Here is a 16173-nt window from a genome sequence, read left to right as displayed (position 1 = left end):
GTCCGAGTGTGACCCTATGAGTACGCAGCGTTATCGCGACGAAGGTCCGAGAGCGCGCGGGGGAACCAAACCGGGGGGATGCACGGGGCGGGCGGCCGATGGACGGGACACCGTTCACGACCGACCGCCCCGTGCGCTGTCCGCTGATGTCTTCGTGCTCACTTCACCCGACCGGTCCTCCCGTCGGCGGCTCGCGCGCGTAAGGTGAATGGTCGCGCAGCACATCGTCCGACAGGAGATTTCATGACCAGCACCCTCCCGGCGTCCGCCAGCGGCACGCCGTCCGAGGCCCGGCCGAGCACTCTCGCCGAGGGCGACTACAAGGTGGCGGATCTGTCGCTCGCCGAGTTCGGGCGTAAGGAGATCCAGCTCGCCGAGCACGAGATGCCCGGCCTGATGGCGATCCGTCGTGAGTTCGCCGACGCCCAGCCGCTCGCCGGTGCCCGGATCACCGGGTCGCTGCACATGACCATCCAGACCGCCGTCCTCATCGAGACCCTGGTCGCGCTCGGCGCGCAGGTCCGCTGGGCGTCCTGCAACATCTTCTCCACCCAGGACCACGCCGCCGCCGCGATCGTGGTCGGCCCCGAGGGCACCCCCGAGGCCCCGGCCGGCGTCCCGGTCTACGCCTGGAAGGGCGAGAGCCTGGAGGAGTACTGGTGGTGCACCGAGCAGGTGCTCGCCTGGCCCGACGGGCAGGGCCCGAACATGATCCTCGACGACGGCGGCGACGCCACCCTGCTGGTGCACAAGGGCGCCGAGTTCGAGAAGGCCGGCGCCGTGCCGCCGGTCGAGTCCGCCGACTCCGAGGAGTACGCGGTCATCCTCGGCGTGCTGCACCGCTCGCTCGCCGAGGACAACCAGCGGTGGACCCGGATCGCCGCCGGCATCAAGGGCGTGACCGAGGAGACCACCACCGGCGTGCACCGGCTCTACGAGATGCACCGCGCCGGCACCCTGCTCTTCCCCGCCATCAACGTCAACGACTCGGTGACGAAGAGCAAGTTCGACAACAAGTACGGCTGCCGCCACTCGCTGATCGACGGCATCAACCGGGCCACCGACGTGCTGATCGGCGGCAAGATGGCGGTCGTGCTCGGCTACGGCGACGTCGGCAAGGGCTGCGCCGAGTCGCTGCGCGGCCAGGGCGCCCGGGTCGTGGTGACCGAGGTCGACCCGATCTGCGCGCTCCAGGCCGCGATGGACGGCTACCAGGTCGCCACCCTGGACGACGTGGTCGAGCAGGCCGACATCTTCATCACCGCCACCGGCTGCTTCGACGTCATCACCAACGAGCACATGGCCCGGATGAAGCACCAGGCCATCGTCGGCAACATCGGCCACTTCGACAACGAGATCGACATGGCCGGCCTGGCGAAGCGTTCCGACGTCGAGCGGGTCAACATCAAGCCGCAGGTCGACCTCTGGAAGTTCGCCGACGGGCACGCCATCATCGTGCTGTCGGAGGGCCGCCTGCTCAACCTGGGCAACGCCACCGGTCACCCGAGCTTCGTGATGTCGAACTCGTTCGCCAACCAGACGATCGCCCAGATCGAGCTGTTCACCAAGACCGAGGAATACCCGATCGGCGTCTACGTGCTGCCCAAGCACCTCGACGAGAAGGTCGCCCGGCTGCACCTGGAGGCGCTCGGCGCCAAGCTGAGCACCCTGACCAAGGAGCAGGCGTCCTACCTCGGCATCTCCGTGGAGGGCCCGTTCAAGCCCGAGCACTACCGCTACTGACACGACCGCGCCGACCGGGCCGACCGCTCCCTCCCGAGCGGCCGGCCCGGTCGGCGTTTCCGGATCGGGCGCGCCGCCACGGGTCGAGCCGGCCGCCGTCGGCGCGGACGGGCCGCCTGCCGCCGGGCGGTCAGTCCCGGCGGGAGCGGCGACGGGCGGGGCGGATCCAGCTCCACACGCACCAGACGAGCCAGGCCACCGAGACCACGGCGGCCAGCGTGCGCAGCCCCAGCGCGTCGAGCAGCAGCACCAGGGCGAGGACGGCCAGCCACGGCCCGAACGCCCTCACGACCGCCACCGCCCGAGCACCATCCGGCGGACCAGCGGCGGAGCGATCCACGACCAGACGCAGAAGAGCATCCAGAGCAGGGCGAACAAGCCGCCGAGCACGTCCAGACCGGTGACGTTCAACAGCACGATCACGCCGACCGCGAGCAGCCAGGTGCGGAAGATCCCCAGCCGGTGGAGCGGGCGCAGCGGCAGCAGCAGCGGGTGCGCGTGTACCTGCGTCTCCCATGCCGCCTCGGCGTAGTCGGCATCGGTCGGGTCGTGCGCCACCGCCTGGCCGAACGCGCGGCGCGCGGTGCCCAGCCGGCCACGCCGGGCCGAGGTGGCGCCGTGCAGGGCGAGCGCCGCCGGATTGTCCGGCCACGCCCCGAGGAACTCCCCGGCGATCCGGTCGGCCTCCCGGTCGTCCCCCCGGGCGTACGCGAGCTGGACGCGGCACGCGAAGACGGCCGGCTCCTGCGGGCTGATCGCGGCGGCCCGGGCGACCAGGCGTTCCGCCTTGTCGAGCTGCCCCACGGCCGAGCAGAGGTGCGCGTACTGGCACAGCAGCCACGGGTCCTCCGGCTCGATGGCGAGCGCGTCGAGCAGTGCCCGCTCGGCGGCGGGGTACTCGCGGCGGTGGCGCAGCGCGACGCCGAGCCGGCCGAGCAGTTCGGGGTCCGGGCCGGCCTCGGCGAGCCCTCGACGGGTGACGGCGGCCAGGTCGTCCCAGCGGCTCAGCGAGGTCAGCGCGTACGCCCGCAGCCGGAACGCCGCCGGGCTCAGGGCCAGGGCGGCCGGGAGCCGGTCGACCTCGTCGAGAGCCTGCTCCGCGCGGTTCAGCTCGAGCAGGTGCGCCACCCGGGCGAGCGGGGCCTCCGGGGCGGTCATACGGCGGCCACCAGGAGGAACAGCAGCGCCTCGACGACCCCGAACAGGAGCACCGCCCCGAGGCCGGGCAGCCACAGCGACGCCGGCTCGTCGCCACGCAGCTCGTAGGCCCGGAACGGACGTTTCTGCGTGACGGAGGCGGCGAGCCAGACCCCGGCGCCGGCCAGCGCCGCGATCAGCCGGACGGGACGGTCCCCCCAGTCGTCGAGGAAGGCGAGCGTGAGCGCCAGCCGGGCCGTCAGCGCGGCCAGCCCGACGCCGAGCACCATCAGGTTCGTCCGACGGGGCAGGCCCAGCCGGTGCCCGTTGACCAGGGCCAGCACGGTGGCGGTCAGCGGGCCGGCGAAGACAGCGGGGAAGATCAGCGACTGCGGTCGCCACGGCCGGCGTCGCGTCCCGTACGCCGCCGGCGCGATGGTGGGGGTGAACAGATCGTCGGCCACGATGTTCCCGTCTCGGTAGGGGCGAGCGAGCCGGATCCTGCCACAGCCGGGTGACCGACGGCGCTCCCGGACGGAGTGGATTCCAGGTCGCGACGTGTGCGCGGCCCCTCCCGTCGGTCAGGTGCCGGCGTCGGGCACGGGCACGCCGCCCGTCGGTGCCGCCGGGGCGACCGCCGGCCGTACCCCCGGAACGGGCTGGATCGGCACGGCGGCCGGCGCCCCGACGGGCACCGCCGGACGGACCGTGCCGGGCGGCACGGCGCCCGCAGGCCGGGCGGTGGAGTCGGGTCCGTCGGCGCCTTCAGACGTGGCGACGCCTGCGGGCCCGGCGGCGGACGGGGTCGCGCGGGGTGGCGCGGGTGGGTGGAGTGTCAGCTCCGGCCAGAGCGTCGCGGCGGCCGACCGGCCGAGCCCCAGCCGGTACCTCGCCCGCCGGTGCCGCTCGCCGAGGACCGCGGCCAGGTAGACCGACTCGGGCATGCCCGGAGGCGGGGGCGGCGTGATCACCGCCGAGATTTCGGTCCACAGCCCGTGCCCCAACCGTGCCCGCGCCGGCTCCGCCAGGTGGTGCACCCGGGCCAGGTACTGGCGGGCGGCCAACGCCAGGCCGTCGTCGAGCCGGCTCAGGTCCACCGCGCCCGCCCAGCCGGCCAGCGCGGGGACCGCCGTGGGGACCGGCCGCCAGGCGGTCGCCGTGCGGGTGTGCACGACCAGCGTGCCCGCCACCAGGTCACCCAGCCGACGCCCGCGCCGGTCGGTCACCATCACCGTCACCCCGGCCACCCAGCTCACCAGCGGCAGCACCAGGCCGGGCCACTCCACGGCCACGCCGACCAGCGCCCGGATCAGCGACTGCCGCGCCGCGACCGGAGCGCCGTCGGCGCTGACCACGCGCAGCCCGACCGCCATCTTGCCCAGCGTGCGGCCGTGGTTGAACCGCTCGCACAGCACCGGGTAGCCGACCAGCACCAGGATCAGGCCCACCGTGGCGATCCCGCCGGCCAGGGCGCCGTCGACCAGCCCGTCCGGCAGGTTGAGCAGCGCGACGCCGACGCTCATGGACAGCACGAGCATGAGGGCCGCCTGCGCCAGGACGTCGAGCAGCAGCGCGAGCACCCGGGAACCGATCCGGGCGGCCCGGACGTCCAGCTCCACGGCCTCCCCGCTGACCAGCCCGGCGTCACCCCACGGGGCGGGTCGGGCCGGCGGTCGAGGTTGTGCTCTCACCCCGACAGTGAACACTATGATCGCCGGACGGGGGTGACGGTGGATCTCGACGCGTACGTCGCGGAACACGGCGGGCAGTGGCGACGGCTGGAGGAACTCTCCGGGCGCGGCCGGCTCGACGCCGCCGAGGTCGACGAGCTGGTCGCCCTCTACCAGCGGGCGACCACCCAGCTGTCGGTGCTGCGCAGCCGCTCACCCGACCCGGCGCTGGTCAGCCAGCTCTCCCAGGTGGTGCTGCGGGCCCGGGCCCGGCTCACCGGGCGCCCGCGCCCGTCGTGGGCGGCGGTCGGGCGGTTCTTCGTGGCCGGCTTCCCCGCCGCGGTCTACCGCGCCTGGCCCTGGTGGTGCGGGGTGGCGACCGGGTTCAGCCTGCTCAGCCTCTTCCTCATCTGGTTCGTCGCGGGCAACCCGCAGACGGCGGCGGCCTTCATCGGTGAGGCGGCGGCCGCCGACCTGGTCGAGTCCGGGTTCGCCGGCTACTACACCGAGTTCTCCGCGCCGACGTTCGCCTTCCACCTGTGGACGCACAACGCCTGGCTCGCCGCCCAGTGCCTCGCCGCCGGGGTGCTGATCGTCCCGGTGCTCTACCTGCTCTGGCAGAACGCGCTCAACATCGGCGTGGTCGGCGGGGTGATGGTCGCCTACGGCCGCGCGGACGTCTTCTTCGGCCTGATCACCCCGCACGGGCTGCTGGAACTCACCGGCGTCTTCGTGGCCGCCGGGGTGGGCCTGCGCATCGGGTGGGCGTGGATCGCGCCGCCCACACAGCTCACCCGGGGACAGTCGGTGGCCCGGGCGGGACGCGAGGGCATCCTGGTCGCCGTCGGACTGGTGGGGCTCTTCGCGGTCTCCGCCGTCATCGAGGCGTTCGTGACCCCCGCGCCCGTGCCCATTCCGCTCCGCGTGGCCGTGGGCGCCGCCGTCTGGCTCGCCTTCCTGGCGTACGTGGTGCTCCTCGGCCGCCGCGCCACCCACCCGGATCCGGTTGATCATGAAGTTGTTGCCGTGACACGCCGCGCGGGCGGGCAATAACTTCATGATCAACGAGGGCTGGCGGTGGGGCGCCGCCGGACCCGGTCAGAGGTGGCCCAGGGACTTCAGGCGGAGGTAGGTGTCGGCCAGGGTGGGGGCCAGGCGGCCGGCCGGGGCGTCCACCACCGTCACGCCGTGGCGGGCCAGAGCCACCCGCACCCGGTCGCGTTCGGCTAGCGTGCGCCAGGCCGCTGCTGCGGCGTAGGCGTCCGCCGGGCGCTGCGGGACGGTGGTGGTGAGGGCGGTCAGCACCGGATCGTGCGTCGCCGCGATCACCACCTTGTGCCGGGCAGCCAGCCGGGGGAGCACCGGCAGCAGCCCTTCGCCGAGCGCGCCGGCCTCCAACGCGGTGAAGAGCACCACCAGGCTGCGCTGACGCTGCCGGCGTAGCAGTTCGCCCGCGATCAGGTCGAAGTCCGTCTCCACCAGCGTCGGCTGGAGCGGGGCGAGGGCGTGCACCACCCGGGGAAGCAGGGCCGGCCCGCCGGTGCCGGTGACCGTGGCCCGTACCGCCGCGTCGGCGGCGAGCAGGTCGACCCGGTCGCCGGCGCGGGCGGCGAGGGCGGTGAGCAGCAGCGCGGCGTCGATCGCGGTGTCCAGCCGGGGTTCGTCGCCGACCCGCACCGCCGAGGTGCGCCCGGTGTCCAGCACGCACAGCAGCCGGCGGTCCCGCTCCGGCCGCCATGTGCGCACCAGCACGTCGGCGCGGCGCGCGCTCGCCCGCCAGTCGATAGAGCGCACGTCGTCGCCGACCACGTACTCGCGGAGGGTGTCGAACTCGGTGCCCTGGCCCCGCCCCCGGCTCACCTGGGTGCCGTCGATGACCCGCAGCCGGGACAGCTTCTCCGGCAGGTGCCGGCGGGAGTCGAAGCGCGGCAGCACGCGCAGCGTCCACGGCGGGGTCGCCGGCCGGCCGGAGCGCTGCCGGAATCCGAGCCCCAGCGGCCCGAACGAGCGCACGGTCAGCGCCACCGCCGGCCGGTCGCCCCGCCGCAGCGGGGTCAGCCGGCTGGGCAGCGCCACCGTCCCGCCCGGCTCGACGCGCACCAGCGTCGCCGGGGGCACGTCGGGGCGGGCGCCGGCGGAGGGCACCCAGGCGTCGCGGACGCGCGCCCGCAGCGTACGGCCGGAGGGGTTGTGCAGCAGCAGCGCGACGGTGGCGGTGCCGCCGAGGCGGACCGCGCGGTCCCCCTGCCGGGCGGCCGTGAGCGCGCCCGGCGGCGCGGCCAGCGCCCGGTCGAGCAGCACCAGCAGCAGCACCGCCCCGGTCATCACCAGCAGCCCGGCGAACGGCGACGGCCAGGCCGGCAGGGTCAGCGCGCCGACCGCCAGCAGGAGCGCCGCCCGCCAGGTCATCGCGGCGTCGGCACGGTGGCGAGCACCGTGTCCAGCACCTGGTCCACGCCGACGCCCTCCAGCTCCACCTCGGGGCGCAGCCGCAGCCGGTGCCGCAGCGTCGGCCGGGCGACCGCCTTCACGTCGTCCGGTACGACATGGTCGCGGCCGGCCAGCCAGGCCCACGCCTTGGCCGTGTTGAGCAGCGCGGTGGCGCCCCGGGGCGAGGCGCCCAGCTCCAGCGCCGGGGTGTTGCGGGTGGCCCGGCAGAGGTCGACGACGTAGCCGAAGAGCGGCTCGGCCACGTGCACCCGGCCGACCGCCGCCCGGGCCGCCGCCAGGTCGGCCGCGTCGGCCACCGGCCGTACGCCGGCAGCGGCCAGGTCGCGCGGGTCGAAGCCGGCGTGGTGCGCGCGGAGCACGCCCAGCTCCTCGTCCCGGTTGGGCAGCGGCACGGTGAGCTTGAGCAGGAACCGGTCGAGCTGCGCCTCCGGCAGCGGGTAGGTGCCCTCGTACTCGATGGGGTTCTGGGTGGCGGCGACGATGAACGGGTCGGGCAGCGGCCGCCGTTCGCCCTCCACCGAGACCTGCCGCTCCTCCATCACCTCCAGCAGCGCCGACTGGGTCTTCGGCGGCGTCCGGTTGATCTCGTCGGCGAGCAGCAGGTTGGTGAAGACCGGCCCCTCGCGGAAGGTGAAGGCGGCGGAGCGCGGGTCGAAGATCAGTGAGCCGGTGACGTCGCCCGGCATCAGGTCCGGGGTGAACTGCACCCGCTTGGACCCCAGGTCGAGGGCGGTGGCCACGGTGCGGATCAGCAGGGTCTTGGCCACGCCCGGCACGCCCTCCAGCAGCACGTGCCCGCGGCAGAGCAGGGCGATGACCAGGCCGGTGACGACCGCGTCCTGCCCGACGACCGCCTTGGCGACCTCGGCGCGCAGCCGGTGCAGGGCGGCGCGGGGGTCGACGGGGTCGGTGGTCGGCGGCTCGGCGGTACCGGCGGGTCGGGTCACCGGGGGTCTCCTTCGGCTCGGTGCGGGTGCGGTGCGGCTGGCGGTGGCGGCCCGGCTGAGGGCGGCGCGGCTGGCGGTGGCGGCCCGACTGCGGGTGGTCCGGCCGGCGGGGGCGGTGGCCATCCGGCGGGCGGTGGCGGCGCCTCGGCGGGTGGGTGCGGTCCGTCGGCGTGCGGGGCGGCGACGCGGGTCAGCCGGTCCAGCGCGCGGGCCAGGTCCAGCAGGTCCTGGTCGGTCTCGGGCCCGGCGCCGTGCAGCACCTCGTCGGTCCACCGGGGGTCGTCGCCGGTGCGGGCGGCGACCGCGGCGGCCACGTCGGCCGGCGGCGCGGTCGGCGGCAGGTGCAGCCGGGGCGTCAGACGGTCGAGGGCGGCGCTCCGCAGCGTCCGCGCGGCCGCGTCCCGGGCGCCCGCCTTCTCGTAGAGCCGCGCCCGGCCGAGCACCGTCTCCGCCGAGCGGACCGTGACCGGCAGCGGCTCCGCCGCCGGCGGGCCGAGCCGGCGGGCCCGCCAGAGCGCGGCCAGCAGGGCGGCGACGGCGAGTTGGGCCAGCAACGCCCACAGCCAGCCGGGGAAGGCGGACCAGAGCGGGTTCGGCGGGTCGGGCCTGTCGGCCCGGTCCTCGCCCCGGCCCTCGCTGTCGTCGTCGGTCTCCCCCTCCGGGTCCGCCGGGTCGCCGGGCCGTCCGTCGCCGGTGCCGTCGCCGGTGCCGGTGCCGGTGCCGCTGCCCGGGCCGCCGTACCCGGTGGAGCCGCCCGGCGTCGGCGACCAGGCCGGGCTGCCGCTGCTGCCGTCGCCGAAGACCGGTGGGGGTTCGGGGCCGTCCAGGTCGAGCCACACCACCCGGCCGGTCCCGCCGAGCAGCGCGGTGGCGAACGCCCGGTTGTCCCACTCGTCGATCCGGTCGTTGCGGAACGGATCGCTGGCGCCCACCGCCACGGTGCTCTCGGGGACCCGGGGCAGCAGGGCGAGCCCGTCGGCGAAGCAGAACCCGACGGGCGCCGACGCGCCCGGGGCGAGCGCGTAGCGTTGCAGCCCGACCGCCACGCGTCCGAGCTGCCGCAACTCGGGCAGCGGGCAGGGCAGGCCCCGCGCGTCCGGCCCCACCGCCTGCGCGGCCCACCGGCGACCGGCCGGTTGCACCGGCAGCAGCCTGACCGCCTCCAGCACCCGTCGCGACGGGTCCACCAGCACCAGCCTGGTGGTCGAGGGCAGCGAGTCCAACGCGCCGACCGTGTCCGGGTGCAGCAGCGCCGGCGCGGGCACGAAGAGCGTGGCCGCCCCGCCGCGCGCGGCCAGCAGGGCGCGCAGCGTGTCCGTCTCCCGCTGCACGGTCACGCCCTGCCCGCGCAGCGCGTCGGCGAGCCGGCTGCCGCCGTCGTCCCCCGTCGCGACCGGGGAGAGGAAGCCCTGGTCGCCGGGGTCGGGCTGGTCGACCGCGTGGGTGATCAGGGTGGTGGCCAGCAGCGCCGCGGCCAGGCCCAGCGGGATCAACCGGTGTCGGCGACGCCGACGCCGGGGGGCGACGTCCGCGAGGGGCGCCGGTGGTACGGCGGTGGCCTGTGCGCTCATGGTCGTGGCCCGTCCTCGGGTCGCCCGGTCAGCAGCCGGTCCAGGTCGGCGGCGTGCTCCCGCATCCGGTGGTCGTGCTCGACGGAGGCGGGGCGCTGGCCGTACCAGAGCTCGGAGAAGATCGCGCCGGCGGCGCTCAGCGGTGGACCCACCTCTGGCCGGGTGTCCGTCGCGGCCCGCACCAGTTCGGCGACGGTCATCCCGGGCTGCGGCTGCACCACGCGCCGGGCGGCCAGCTCCCGGACCATCGCGCGCAGCCGCTCCCGGACGGCTTCGGCGTACCGGCCCTCCGCGGCGAACCGGTCCGCGAGGGAGACGTACGCGGCGGCCGGCAGCTCGGGCTCGCGGGGCGCGGGGACGACCGGCGGCGGGGCGTCCGGCGGCGCGGTCTCCCGGCGGCGTCGACGCAGCCGGGGCAACCGCCGGGGGACCCAGGCCGGGAACGTGTACCAGCCGACCGCGACCAGCACGGCGGCGAGCACCAGCAGCAGGGCGACCAGGGGCAGCGGCACCCGGTCGCCGAGCGCCGCCGTCGTCTCGGTCCACCACCGGCTGAGGCTCATCGCCCGGCCGCCAGCAGGACGGTCTCCGGCGTGCCCGGCCGGGCACGGGAGAGCCGGATGTCCAGCCCCTCGGTACGCATCCGGGTCTCCAGGTGCAGCACCGCGTCCAGGCAGGCCAGGGCCGAGTAGGCGACGCTGTTCACGCCCGCCCAGACGGCCAGTGACAGCCACCCGGCCCAGGCGCGGTCGACGAGGTCGAACGAGTCCAGCCCGACGTAGACGCCGACGCCGAGGCCGACGCGCACGATCCACCACACGAGGTAGCCGAGCAGCCGGATCCAGCCGGCCCGGCCGGCGCCGCGGACGGCCAGGGCGGCGGCGCGCAGCGGGGCGCGCAGCGGATGCACCCGGTCGACGACCAGCGCCGGCGCCACGGCGCCGAGCAGGGCGAACCCGACGATCCACGCCGGCCCGAACAGCGCGAAGCCGCACATCACGACGCCGACGAGGACGGCGAGCAGCGCGGTGGCGCCCCAGCGCGCGCCGGCCGGGCGGAGCAGTTCCCGGGGGCCCGGCGCACGGCCGAACAGGGCGGCCCCGGCGGCCCGGGCGGCCGGATTTCCGAGCAGCAGGACGATCACCGCCTCGGTCGCCGCCCCCACCGCCAGCAGCAGCCAGTACGCGCCGAACCGCCCGAACTCCGGCAGCCAGGCGGGTGGCGCCGTGTCGGCGGCGAGCCGCAGCGGGTGCAGCAGGAGCTGTTCGGCCACGGCCAGTACGAGGGCGACCGGCACCAGCACCCGTGCCTGGGCCCGCAGCAGCAGGACCGCGGAGTCCAGCAGTTCGCCGACCGTGAGGGGGCGGCGCGGGAGCACGGCGGTCGGGCCGGCGTCGGGCACGCGTACTCCTGGGGACGGGCGGCGGTGGCGCGTGACGGCGCACGCGGGGATCATGGTGACACGCCCGTTCCGATCGGGTGGACCCGCACGTCGGGGCGGCGACGCCGGCACCTGCTGCTGGGCGGTGACGTCCCACGGCAGTACCGTGCCGGGTGACGGGGATCCCACCGAACTGAAGGGGATGGAAACATTAACCCCATGAGAGCCCGGGTACTGGTGGTCGACGACGACCCCGCGCTCGCCGAGATGCTCGGCATCGTCCTGCGCAGCGAGGGATTCCTGCCCTCGTTCGTCGCCGACGGGGAGCGGGCGCTGGCCGCGTTCCGCGAGAACCGCCCCGACATCGTCCTGCTCGACCTCATGCTCCCCGGCATGAGCGGCATCGACGTGGCGCGGTCGATCCGGGCCGAGTCGGGCGTGCCGATCGTCATGCTGACCGCCAAGAGCGACACCGTCGACGTGGTGCTCGGCCTGGAGTCCGGCGCCGACGACTACGTGGTCAAGCCGTTCAAGCCCAAGGAGCTGGTCGCCCGGATGCGGGCGCGGCTGCGCCGGGGCGAGGACGTCGCCCCGGAGATGCTGACCATCGGGCCGCCCGGCAACCAGATCACCATCGACGTGCCGGCGCACACCGTCAGCCGCAACGGCGAGGAGGTGAAGCTGACGCCGCTGGAGTTCGACCTGCTGGTCGCGCTCGCCCGCAAGCCGCGCCAGGTCTTCACCCGCGAGGTGCTGCTGGAGCAGGTCTGGGGCTACCGGCACGCGGCGGACACGCGGCTGGTCAACGTGCACGTGCAGCGGCTGCGGGCCAAGATCGAACCGGATCCGGAGCGGCCGGAAATCATCCTCACCGTGCGGGGCGTGGGCTACAAGGCGGGCACCGGATAGCCTGGTCACACTGTGGCCACCTCCCCGATTCCGGACCCCCCGACGGCAGCTCCGCGCCGGCGTGTCGCCGCGCGGGAGCTGTGGCGTGGCGTGAGCGGCCGGGCCGCGCGCCTGCTCGCCGGGTTGCACCAGAGCTGGCGGCGGTCGCTCCAGCTGCGGGTGGTGACCATCACACTGGTCGCGTCCAGCCTGCTGGTGGGCGGTTTCGCCTACCTGATCGCCGACAAGATCACCGGCATCCTGGTGGAGAACGTCGAGACCGACGTGCGGATCCGGCTGGGCAACGGCGCGGACTACGCGGCGAAGCAGTTCGGCCTCTACAACCAGCCGCAGGAGGGGCAGCTCCAGGAAACCATCGACGGCACGGTCAACTACCTGGCCGGCGGTGACCCGCAGCAGACCACCGGCGTCATCGTGGCGCTCACCGCCGACAACCACACCGGGGCCATCCAGCCCCGGTCCTCGCCCGCGGTCAACGTCCGCCCGTTGATCAGCCGGGAGCTGCGCGAGACCGTCGCCGGGGGCAAGGTCGCCAGCCAGATCCGCACCGGGCGCCTCGGCGAGGAGCGCACGAAATACCTGGTCTACGGCTCGCCGGTGCCCACCCGGTTCGGTCAGGTGGAGCTCTACTACCTCGTGCCGCTGGCCCGGCAGGACAAGACGGCCGCCGACGTACGGGGCACCGTGGCCGCCACCGGAGCGGCCCTGGTGCTCCTGCTCGCCCTGCTCGCCGGCCTGGTCACCCGGCTGGTGGTGACCCCGGTACGGGTGGCCGCCCGCACGGCCCAGCGGCTCTCCGCCGGCCTGCTCGACCAGCGGATGGTGGTCAACGGCGAGGACGACCTCGCCCTGCTCGCCGCGTCGTTCAACCAGATGGCGACCAACCTGCAACGGCAGATCCTGCGGCTGGAGGAGATGTCCCGGCTGCAACGCCGCTTCACCTCCGACGTCTCGCACGAGCTGCGTACGCCGCTGACCACGGTCCGGATGGCCGCCGACCTGATCTTCGCCGAGCGGGACGAGTTCGACCCGGCGGTGGCCCGCAGCGCCGAGCTGCTCCAGGCCGAGCTGGACCGGTTCGAGGAGCTGCTCACCGACCTGCTGGAGATCAGCCGCTTCGACGCCGGCTTCGCCATGCTCGACTCGGAGCCGACCGACCTGGTGCCGGTCGTGCACCGGGTGGCCGACCGGCTGGCCGGCCTCGCCGAGCGCGTCGGGGTGGCCATCGAGCTGGACGTCCCCGGCACCCCGGTGATCGCCGAGGTGGACCCCCGGAGGGTGGAGCGGGTGCTGCGCAACCTGGTCGGCAACGCCGTCGAGCACGGCGAGGCCAAGCCGGTGCTGATCACGCTCGGGGTGGACGACACGGCGGTGGCGATCACCGTCCGCGACCACGGGGTGGGCCTCAAGCCGGGTGAGGAGAAGCTGGTGTTCAACCGCTTCTGGCGGGCCGATCCGTCCCGGGCCCGGCAGACCGGCGGCACCGGGCTCGGCCTGTCGATCAGCCTGGAGGACGCCCGGCTGCACGGCGGCTGGCTGGAGGCGTGGGGCGCGCCCGGGCAGGGCGCCCAGTTCCGGCTCACCCTGCCGTCGCGGGCCGGTGACCGGTTGACTACCTCGCCGCTGCGGCTGGTCCCGGCCGACGCCACGCTGCCCTTCGGCGGGCCCCGGGCGGGTGGGCTGCTGGCCATCGGTCCCGGCACCGGGGGCGCGCTCACGATCGGCCCGGGCACCGACGACGCGCTGGCCGTCGGCCCGCGCCGGCCGGGCAACGGGGGGCACGCGGAGGTGGGGTCGTGAGGCGTCGGCTGCTCGCCGGCCTGCTCGGCGGCGCGCTGCTGCTGGGCGGCGTGACCGGCTGCGGCATTCCGGAGAACACCGAGGTCCGGGTGGACGGGCCGGGACCGGCGGCGGAGGGCGGTTCGACCAGCGGCAGCCGGGGCGAGCCCCCGAGCCGGAGCGCGGCCGGCACCGACGCGGAGCTGTTCGTCGAGAACTTCCTCTCCGCCGCGGCCGGCGAGCCGGACCGGGCCTACCAACGGGTCCGGCAGTTCATCACGCCGGCCGACCGCGACCGCCTCCAGACCAAGCAGGGCAGCGAGGTCGCGCTGGCCGTCGTCCGGCTCACCGAGGAGCCGGTGATCGCGCCCGCCCCGGACCGGACCGAGGTCACCCTCAAGGTGCAGCAGGTCGGGCAACTGCGCAACGACGGCACGCTGGGCCCGCCCGAGACGAGCACCACGACGTACACGTTCGAGCTGCGCAGCCAGCCCGGGCAGGAGGGCCTGGCCGAGGGGGGCCTGTACGTGGCGAACCCGCCGACCGCGCTGCTGCTCAGCGTCGAGGCACTGGAGACGTACTACCAGAGCCGGACGATCTACTTCTGGAACAACGACCGCACCCGCCTCGTCCCCGACCAGCGCTACCTCCCCCTCGCCGTGCCGGACGAGCGGCGGGTGAGCGAGGTGGTCAAGTGGCTGACCGCCGGCCCCTCCGCCTGGCTCGGCACGGCCGTGAGCAGGCTGCCGGACGGCACCCGCCTGATCAACAACGCCACCCGGACGGACGGCCGCTGGGAGGTCGACCTGGAGATGCCGGAGAACAAGGCCCGGCTGGAGCAGCTCGGCACGCAGCTCGCCTGGTCGCTGTCCGACCTCGACGGGCCCCTCGACATCAAGATCCGCAACCAGTCCCAGGAGTTCATCCCGGACCTGGAGCGCCGCCGCCTGGAGCGTCCGGTGCACCAGCTCACGGAGAGCTTCCAGCGGTTCTGCGTCTACGAGGGAGCCGTCCACCCGCTGGCCTACGCCGGCGAGCCGAGCGGCCCGGTGCCCGTGGACGCCAAGGCCAACCGGAACGTCGTGTCCGCCGGGCTCAGCCGCGCCGACAACCAGATCCTGGCGGCGCTGGTGGTCACCGACGCCGGCCGACAGTGGCTCTCCGTCGGCACCGGCGCCGACCCGGTGGCCGTGTTCAGCCGCAGCGCCAAGGGCTACGCCGCCATGAGCCGGCCCGTCTGGCTGCGCTCGACGTACCGGGGGCAGCCGGCGGGGCTGGTGGTCGCCGACGGGAGCCTCTACCGCTTCGACGCCCAGGCGCAGCTCACCGCCGTGCCGCTGGGCGTACCCGGCCCGGTGACCGCCGTGGCGGCCTCGCTGGACGGGCACCGGATCGCCGTCATCGCCGGGGGCGCGCTCTACGTCGCCGCGCTCAGCCCCGACGGCGCGGGGGCGACCCCCGGCCCGGCCCGTCGGCTGCACACCCGGCTGACCAGCCTGTCGGCCGTCGACTGGTACGGCGAGAACACCCTGGTCCTCGCGGGCGCGGTCGGCCGCCCCGCGGTCTACGAGGTCAGCGTGGACGGCGCCCGGGAGAGCCGGCTGGAGGACAAGATCGGCGCGCGGGTGACGCACCTCGCCGCGTACCCGGCGAACGCGGTGGGTCGCCTCGGCGCCGCGATGTACGAGGCGAACGGGGTCGCGTACCGCAGCAGCCCGTTCGAGCGGATCCAGCCGCAGCAGGTGCAGGAGGTCGCGCCGCCCTCGGCCGGGGCGCGCGCCGGCAACCCGACCGCTCCCTTCTTCCTCTACTGATCTCCGTGCGGGATCTCGGCGGGCTCTGGGCGGACCTCACCGACCTGGTGCTGCCCGTGGAGTGCGCCGGTTGCCGCGAGCGCCGGCCGGGGCTTCGGCACGGCGTCTGCCCGGAGTGCGTGGCGGCGCTCGGCGCGCTGCGTCCCCGGGCCGTACGACCCACTCCCGCCCCGCCCGACCTGCCGCCCTGCGTCGCCCTCGGCCCGTACGCGGGCCCGCTGCGGGAGGCGCTGCTGGCGTACAAGGACCACGGCCGGCACGGGCTGGCCCGGCCGCTGGGGGCGCTGCTCGCCGAGGTCGTGGCGGCGGCGGTGGGCGGGGTCCGCCCGGTGACGCTGGTGCCGGTGCCGGACACCGCGGCGGCGGCCCGCGCCCGGTACGGCGACCACCTCGGCCGGCTGACCCGGCACTGCGCGGACCGGCTGCGCCGGGCGGGCTGGCCGGTGCGGGTGCGGCGGCCGCTGCGGGCCCTGCCCCGCCCCGACTCGGTGACGCTGGACAGCGCCGGCAGGGCGGCGGCGGCCGAGGCGGCCTTCCGGGTCCGCCCGCGGGTCCCGGCCGCGCCCGACGGGGCGGCGGTGGTGGTGCTCGACGACATCCTGACCACCGGGGCCACCCTTGCGGCGGTGGGGCGGGCGCTGACCGCGAGCGGGCTGTCACCGACGGTCGCCGTGGTGCTCGCCGCGACCGAGCGACGGCGCGCTTTGTGACGCTGCGTGTTTCCGTTTCACCCGTTGGTGTATGAGCTGTGAAAAATTGTTGGCAGTCCCG

At 75.3% G+C, this 16173-nt stretch carries 15 protein-coding genes; 6 read left to right on the top strand and 9 right to left on the bottom strand.

Going from position 1 to position 16173, the window contains the following annotated elements; translation table 11 throughout:
* The first annotated feature begins 243 nt into the window (after positions 1-243).
* Entirely contained in the window at positions 244-1743 is a 1500-nt protein-coding gene (gene ahcY / locus RM555_RS25905) for an adenosylhomocysteinase (protein ID WP_132233574.1), read from the top strand.
* Between the two features lie 130 nt (positions 1744-1873).
* On the opposite strand, the gene RM555_RS25900 is transcribed toward ahcY, so the two are convergent.
* The 4 genes from RM555_RS25900 to RM555_RS25885 form a co-directional block, all read right to left on the bottom strand.
* Positions 1874-2041 (bottom strand): hypothetical protein, encoded by a 168-nt coding sequence (locus RM555_RS25900; protein WP_311414193.1) that lies wholly within the window; start codon positions 2039-2041, stop codon positions 1874-1876.
* Positions 2029-2901, bottom strand: coding sequence for a tetratricopeptide repeat protein (locus RM555_RS25895; protein ID WP_311414192.1), 873 nt, complete (start codon positions 2899-2901; stop codon positions 2029-2031). Before RM555_RS25895 ends, RM555_RS25900 begins: the two co-directional genes overlap by 13 nt.
* Positions 2898-3344: a hypothetical protein gene (locus RM555_RS25890; protein ID WP_311414191.1), complete on the bottom strand. Its 447-nt coding sequence runs from the start codon at positions 3342-3344 to the stop codon at positions 2898-2900. The genes RM555_RS25895 and RM555_RS25890 overlap by 4 nt, the downstream gene beginning before the upstream one ends.
* Before the next feature lie 117 nt (positions 3345-3461).
* Complete coding sequence (locus tag RM555_RS25885) at positions 3462-4571, bottom strand: RDD family protein (RefSeq protein WP_311414190.1); 1110 nt, start codon at positions 4569-4571, stop codon at positions 3462-3464.
* Positions 4572-4604: 33 nt separating this feature from the next.
* On the opposite strand from RM555_RS25885, the gene RM555_RS25880 reads away from it, so the two are divergent.
* Positions 4605-5603, top strand: a complete 999-nt coding sequence (locus RM555_RS25880; RefSeq protein ID WP_311414189.1) for a stage II sporulation protein M — start codon at positions 4605-4607, stop codon at positions 5601-5603.
* Positions 5604-5648: 45 nt separating this feature from the next.
* On the opposite strand, the gene RM555_RS25875 is transcribed toward RM555_RS25880, so the two are convergent.
* The 5 genes from RM555_RS25875 to RM555_RS25855 are packed head-to-tail and all read right to left on the bottom strand — an operon-like array spanning position 5649 to position 10921.
* Positions 5649-6959 carry a DUF58 domain-containing protein gene (locus RM555_RS25875; RefSeq protein ID WP_311414188.1) on the bottom strand — a complete coding sequence of 437 codons (1311 nt, stop codon included), beginning with the start codon at positions 6957-6959 and terminating at the stop codon, positions 5649-5651.
* The gene (locus RM555_RS25870) at positions 6956-7948 is read right to left on the bottom strand and encodes an AAA family ATPase (RefSeq protein ID WP_311414187.1); all 993 of its coding nucleotides are present in this window, start codon (positions 7946-7948) and stop codon (positions 6956-6958) included. Before RM555_RS25870 ends, RM555_RS25875 begins: the two co-directional genes overlap by 4 nt.
* Positions 7945-9519, bottom strand: a complete 1575-nt coding sequence (locus tag RM555_RS25865) for a DUF4350 domain-containing protein (protein ID WP_311414186.1) — start codon at positions 9517-9519, stop codon at positions 7945-7947. The genes RM555_RS25870 and RM555_RS25865 overlap by 4 nt, the downstream gene beginning before the upstream one ends.
* A complete protein-coding gene (locus RM555_RS25860) occupies positions 9516-10082 on the bottom strand; it encodes a DUF4129 domain-containing protein (protein ID WP_311414185.1) in 567 nt (188 codons plus the stop codon). The genes RM555_RS25865 and RM555_RS25860 overlap by 4 nt, the downstream gene beginning before the upstream one ends.
* Positions 10079-10921: a hypothetical protein gene (locus RM555_RS25855; RefSeq protein ID WP_311414184.1), complete on the bottom strand. Its 843-nt coding sequence runs from the start codon at positions 10919-10921 to the stop codon at positions 10079-10081. Before RM555_RS25855 ends, RM555_RS25860 begins: the two co-directional genes overlap by 4 nt.
* 198 nt (positions 10922-11119) lie before the next feature.
* On the opposite strand from RM555_RS25855, the gene mtrA reads away from it, so the two are divergent.
* From mtrA to RM555_RS25835, 4 genes are read left to right on the top strand one after another with little or no spacing between them, the layout of a single operon-like run.
* The gene (mtrA, locus tag RM555_RS25850; RefSeq protein ID WP_089001893.1) at positions 11120-11809 is read left to right on the top strand and encodes an MtrAB system response regulator MtrA; all 690 of its coding nucleotides are present in this window, start codon (positions 11120-11122) and stop codon (positions 11807-11809) included.
* Positions 11810-11821: 12 nt separating this feature from the next.
* The gene (mtrB, locus tag RM555_RS25845) at positions 11822-13609 is read left to right on the top strand and encodes an MtrAB system histidine kinase MtrB (protein ID WP_311414183.1); all 1788 of its coding nucleotides are present in this window, start codon (positions 11822-11824) and stop codon (positions 13607-13609) included.
* Positions 13606-15402 carry an LpqB family beta-propeller domain-containing protein gene (locus RM555_RS25840; RefSeq protein ID WP_311414182.1) on the top strand — a complete coding sequence of 599 codons (1797 nt, stop codon included), beginning with the start codon at positions 13606-13608 and terminating at the stop codon, positions 15400-15402. The genes mtrB and RM555_RS25840 overlap by 4 nt, the downstream gene beginning before the upstream one ends.
* Before the next feature lie 5 nt (positions 15403-15407).
* On the top strand, positions 15408-16112 hold the full coding sequence (locus tag RM555_RS25835; protein ID WP_311414181.1) for a ComF family protein: 705 nt from the start codon (positions 15408-15410) through the stop codon (positions 16110-16112).
* Positions 16113-16173 lie beyond the last annotated feature (61 nt).

The organism is Micromonospora reichwaldensis, from assembly GCF_031845925.1.
GTDB classification, from domain to species: Bacteria; Actinomycetota; Actinomycetes; order Mycobacteriales; family Micromonosporaceae; genus Micromonospora; species Micromonospora reichwaldensis.
The sequence above is the reverse complement of the archived record's forward strand: the minus strand, read 5'-3'. Positions and strand labels throughout refer to the sequence as shown.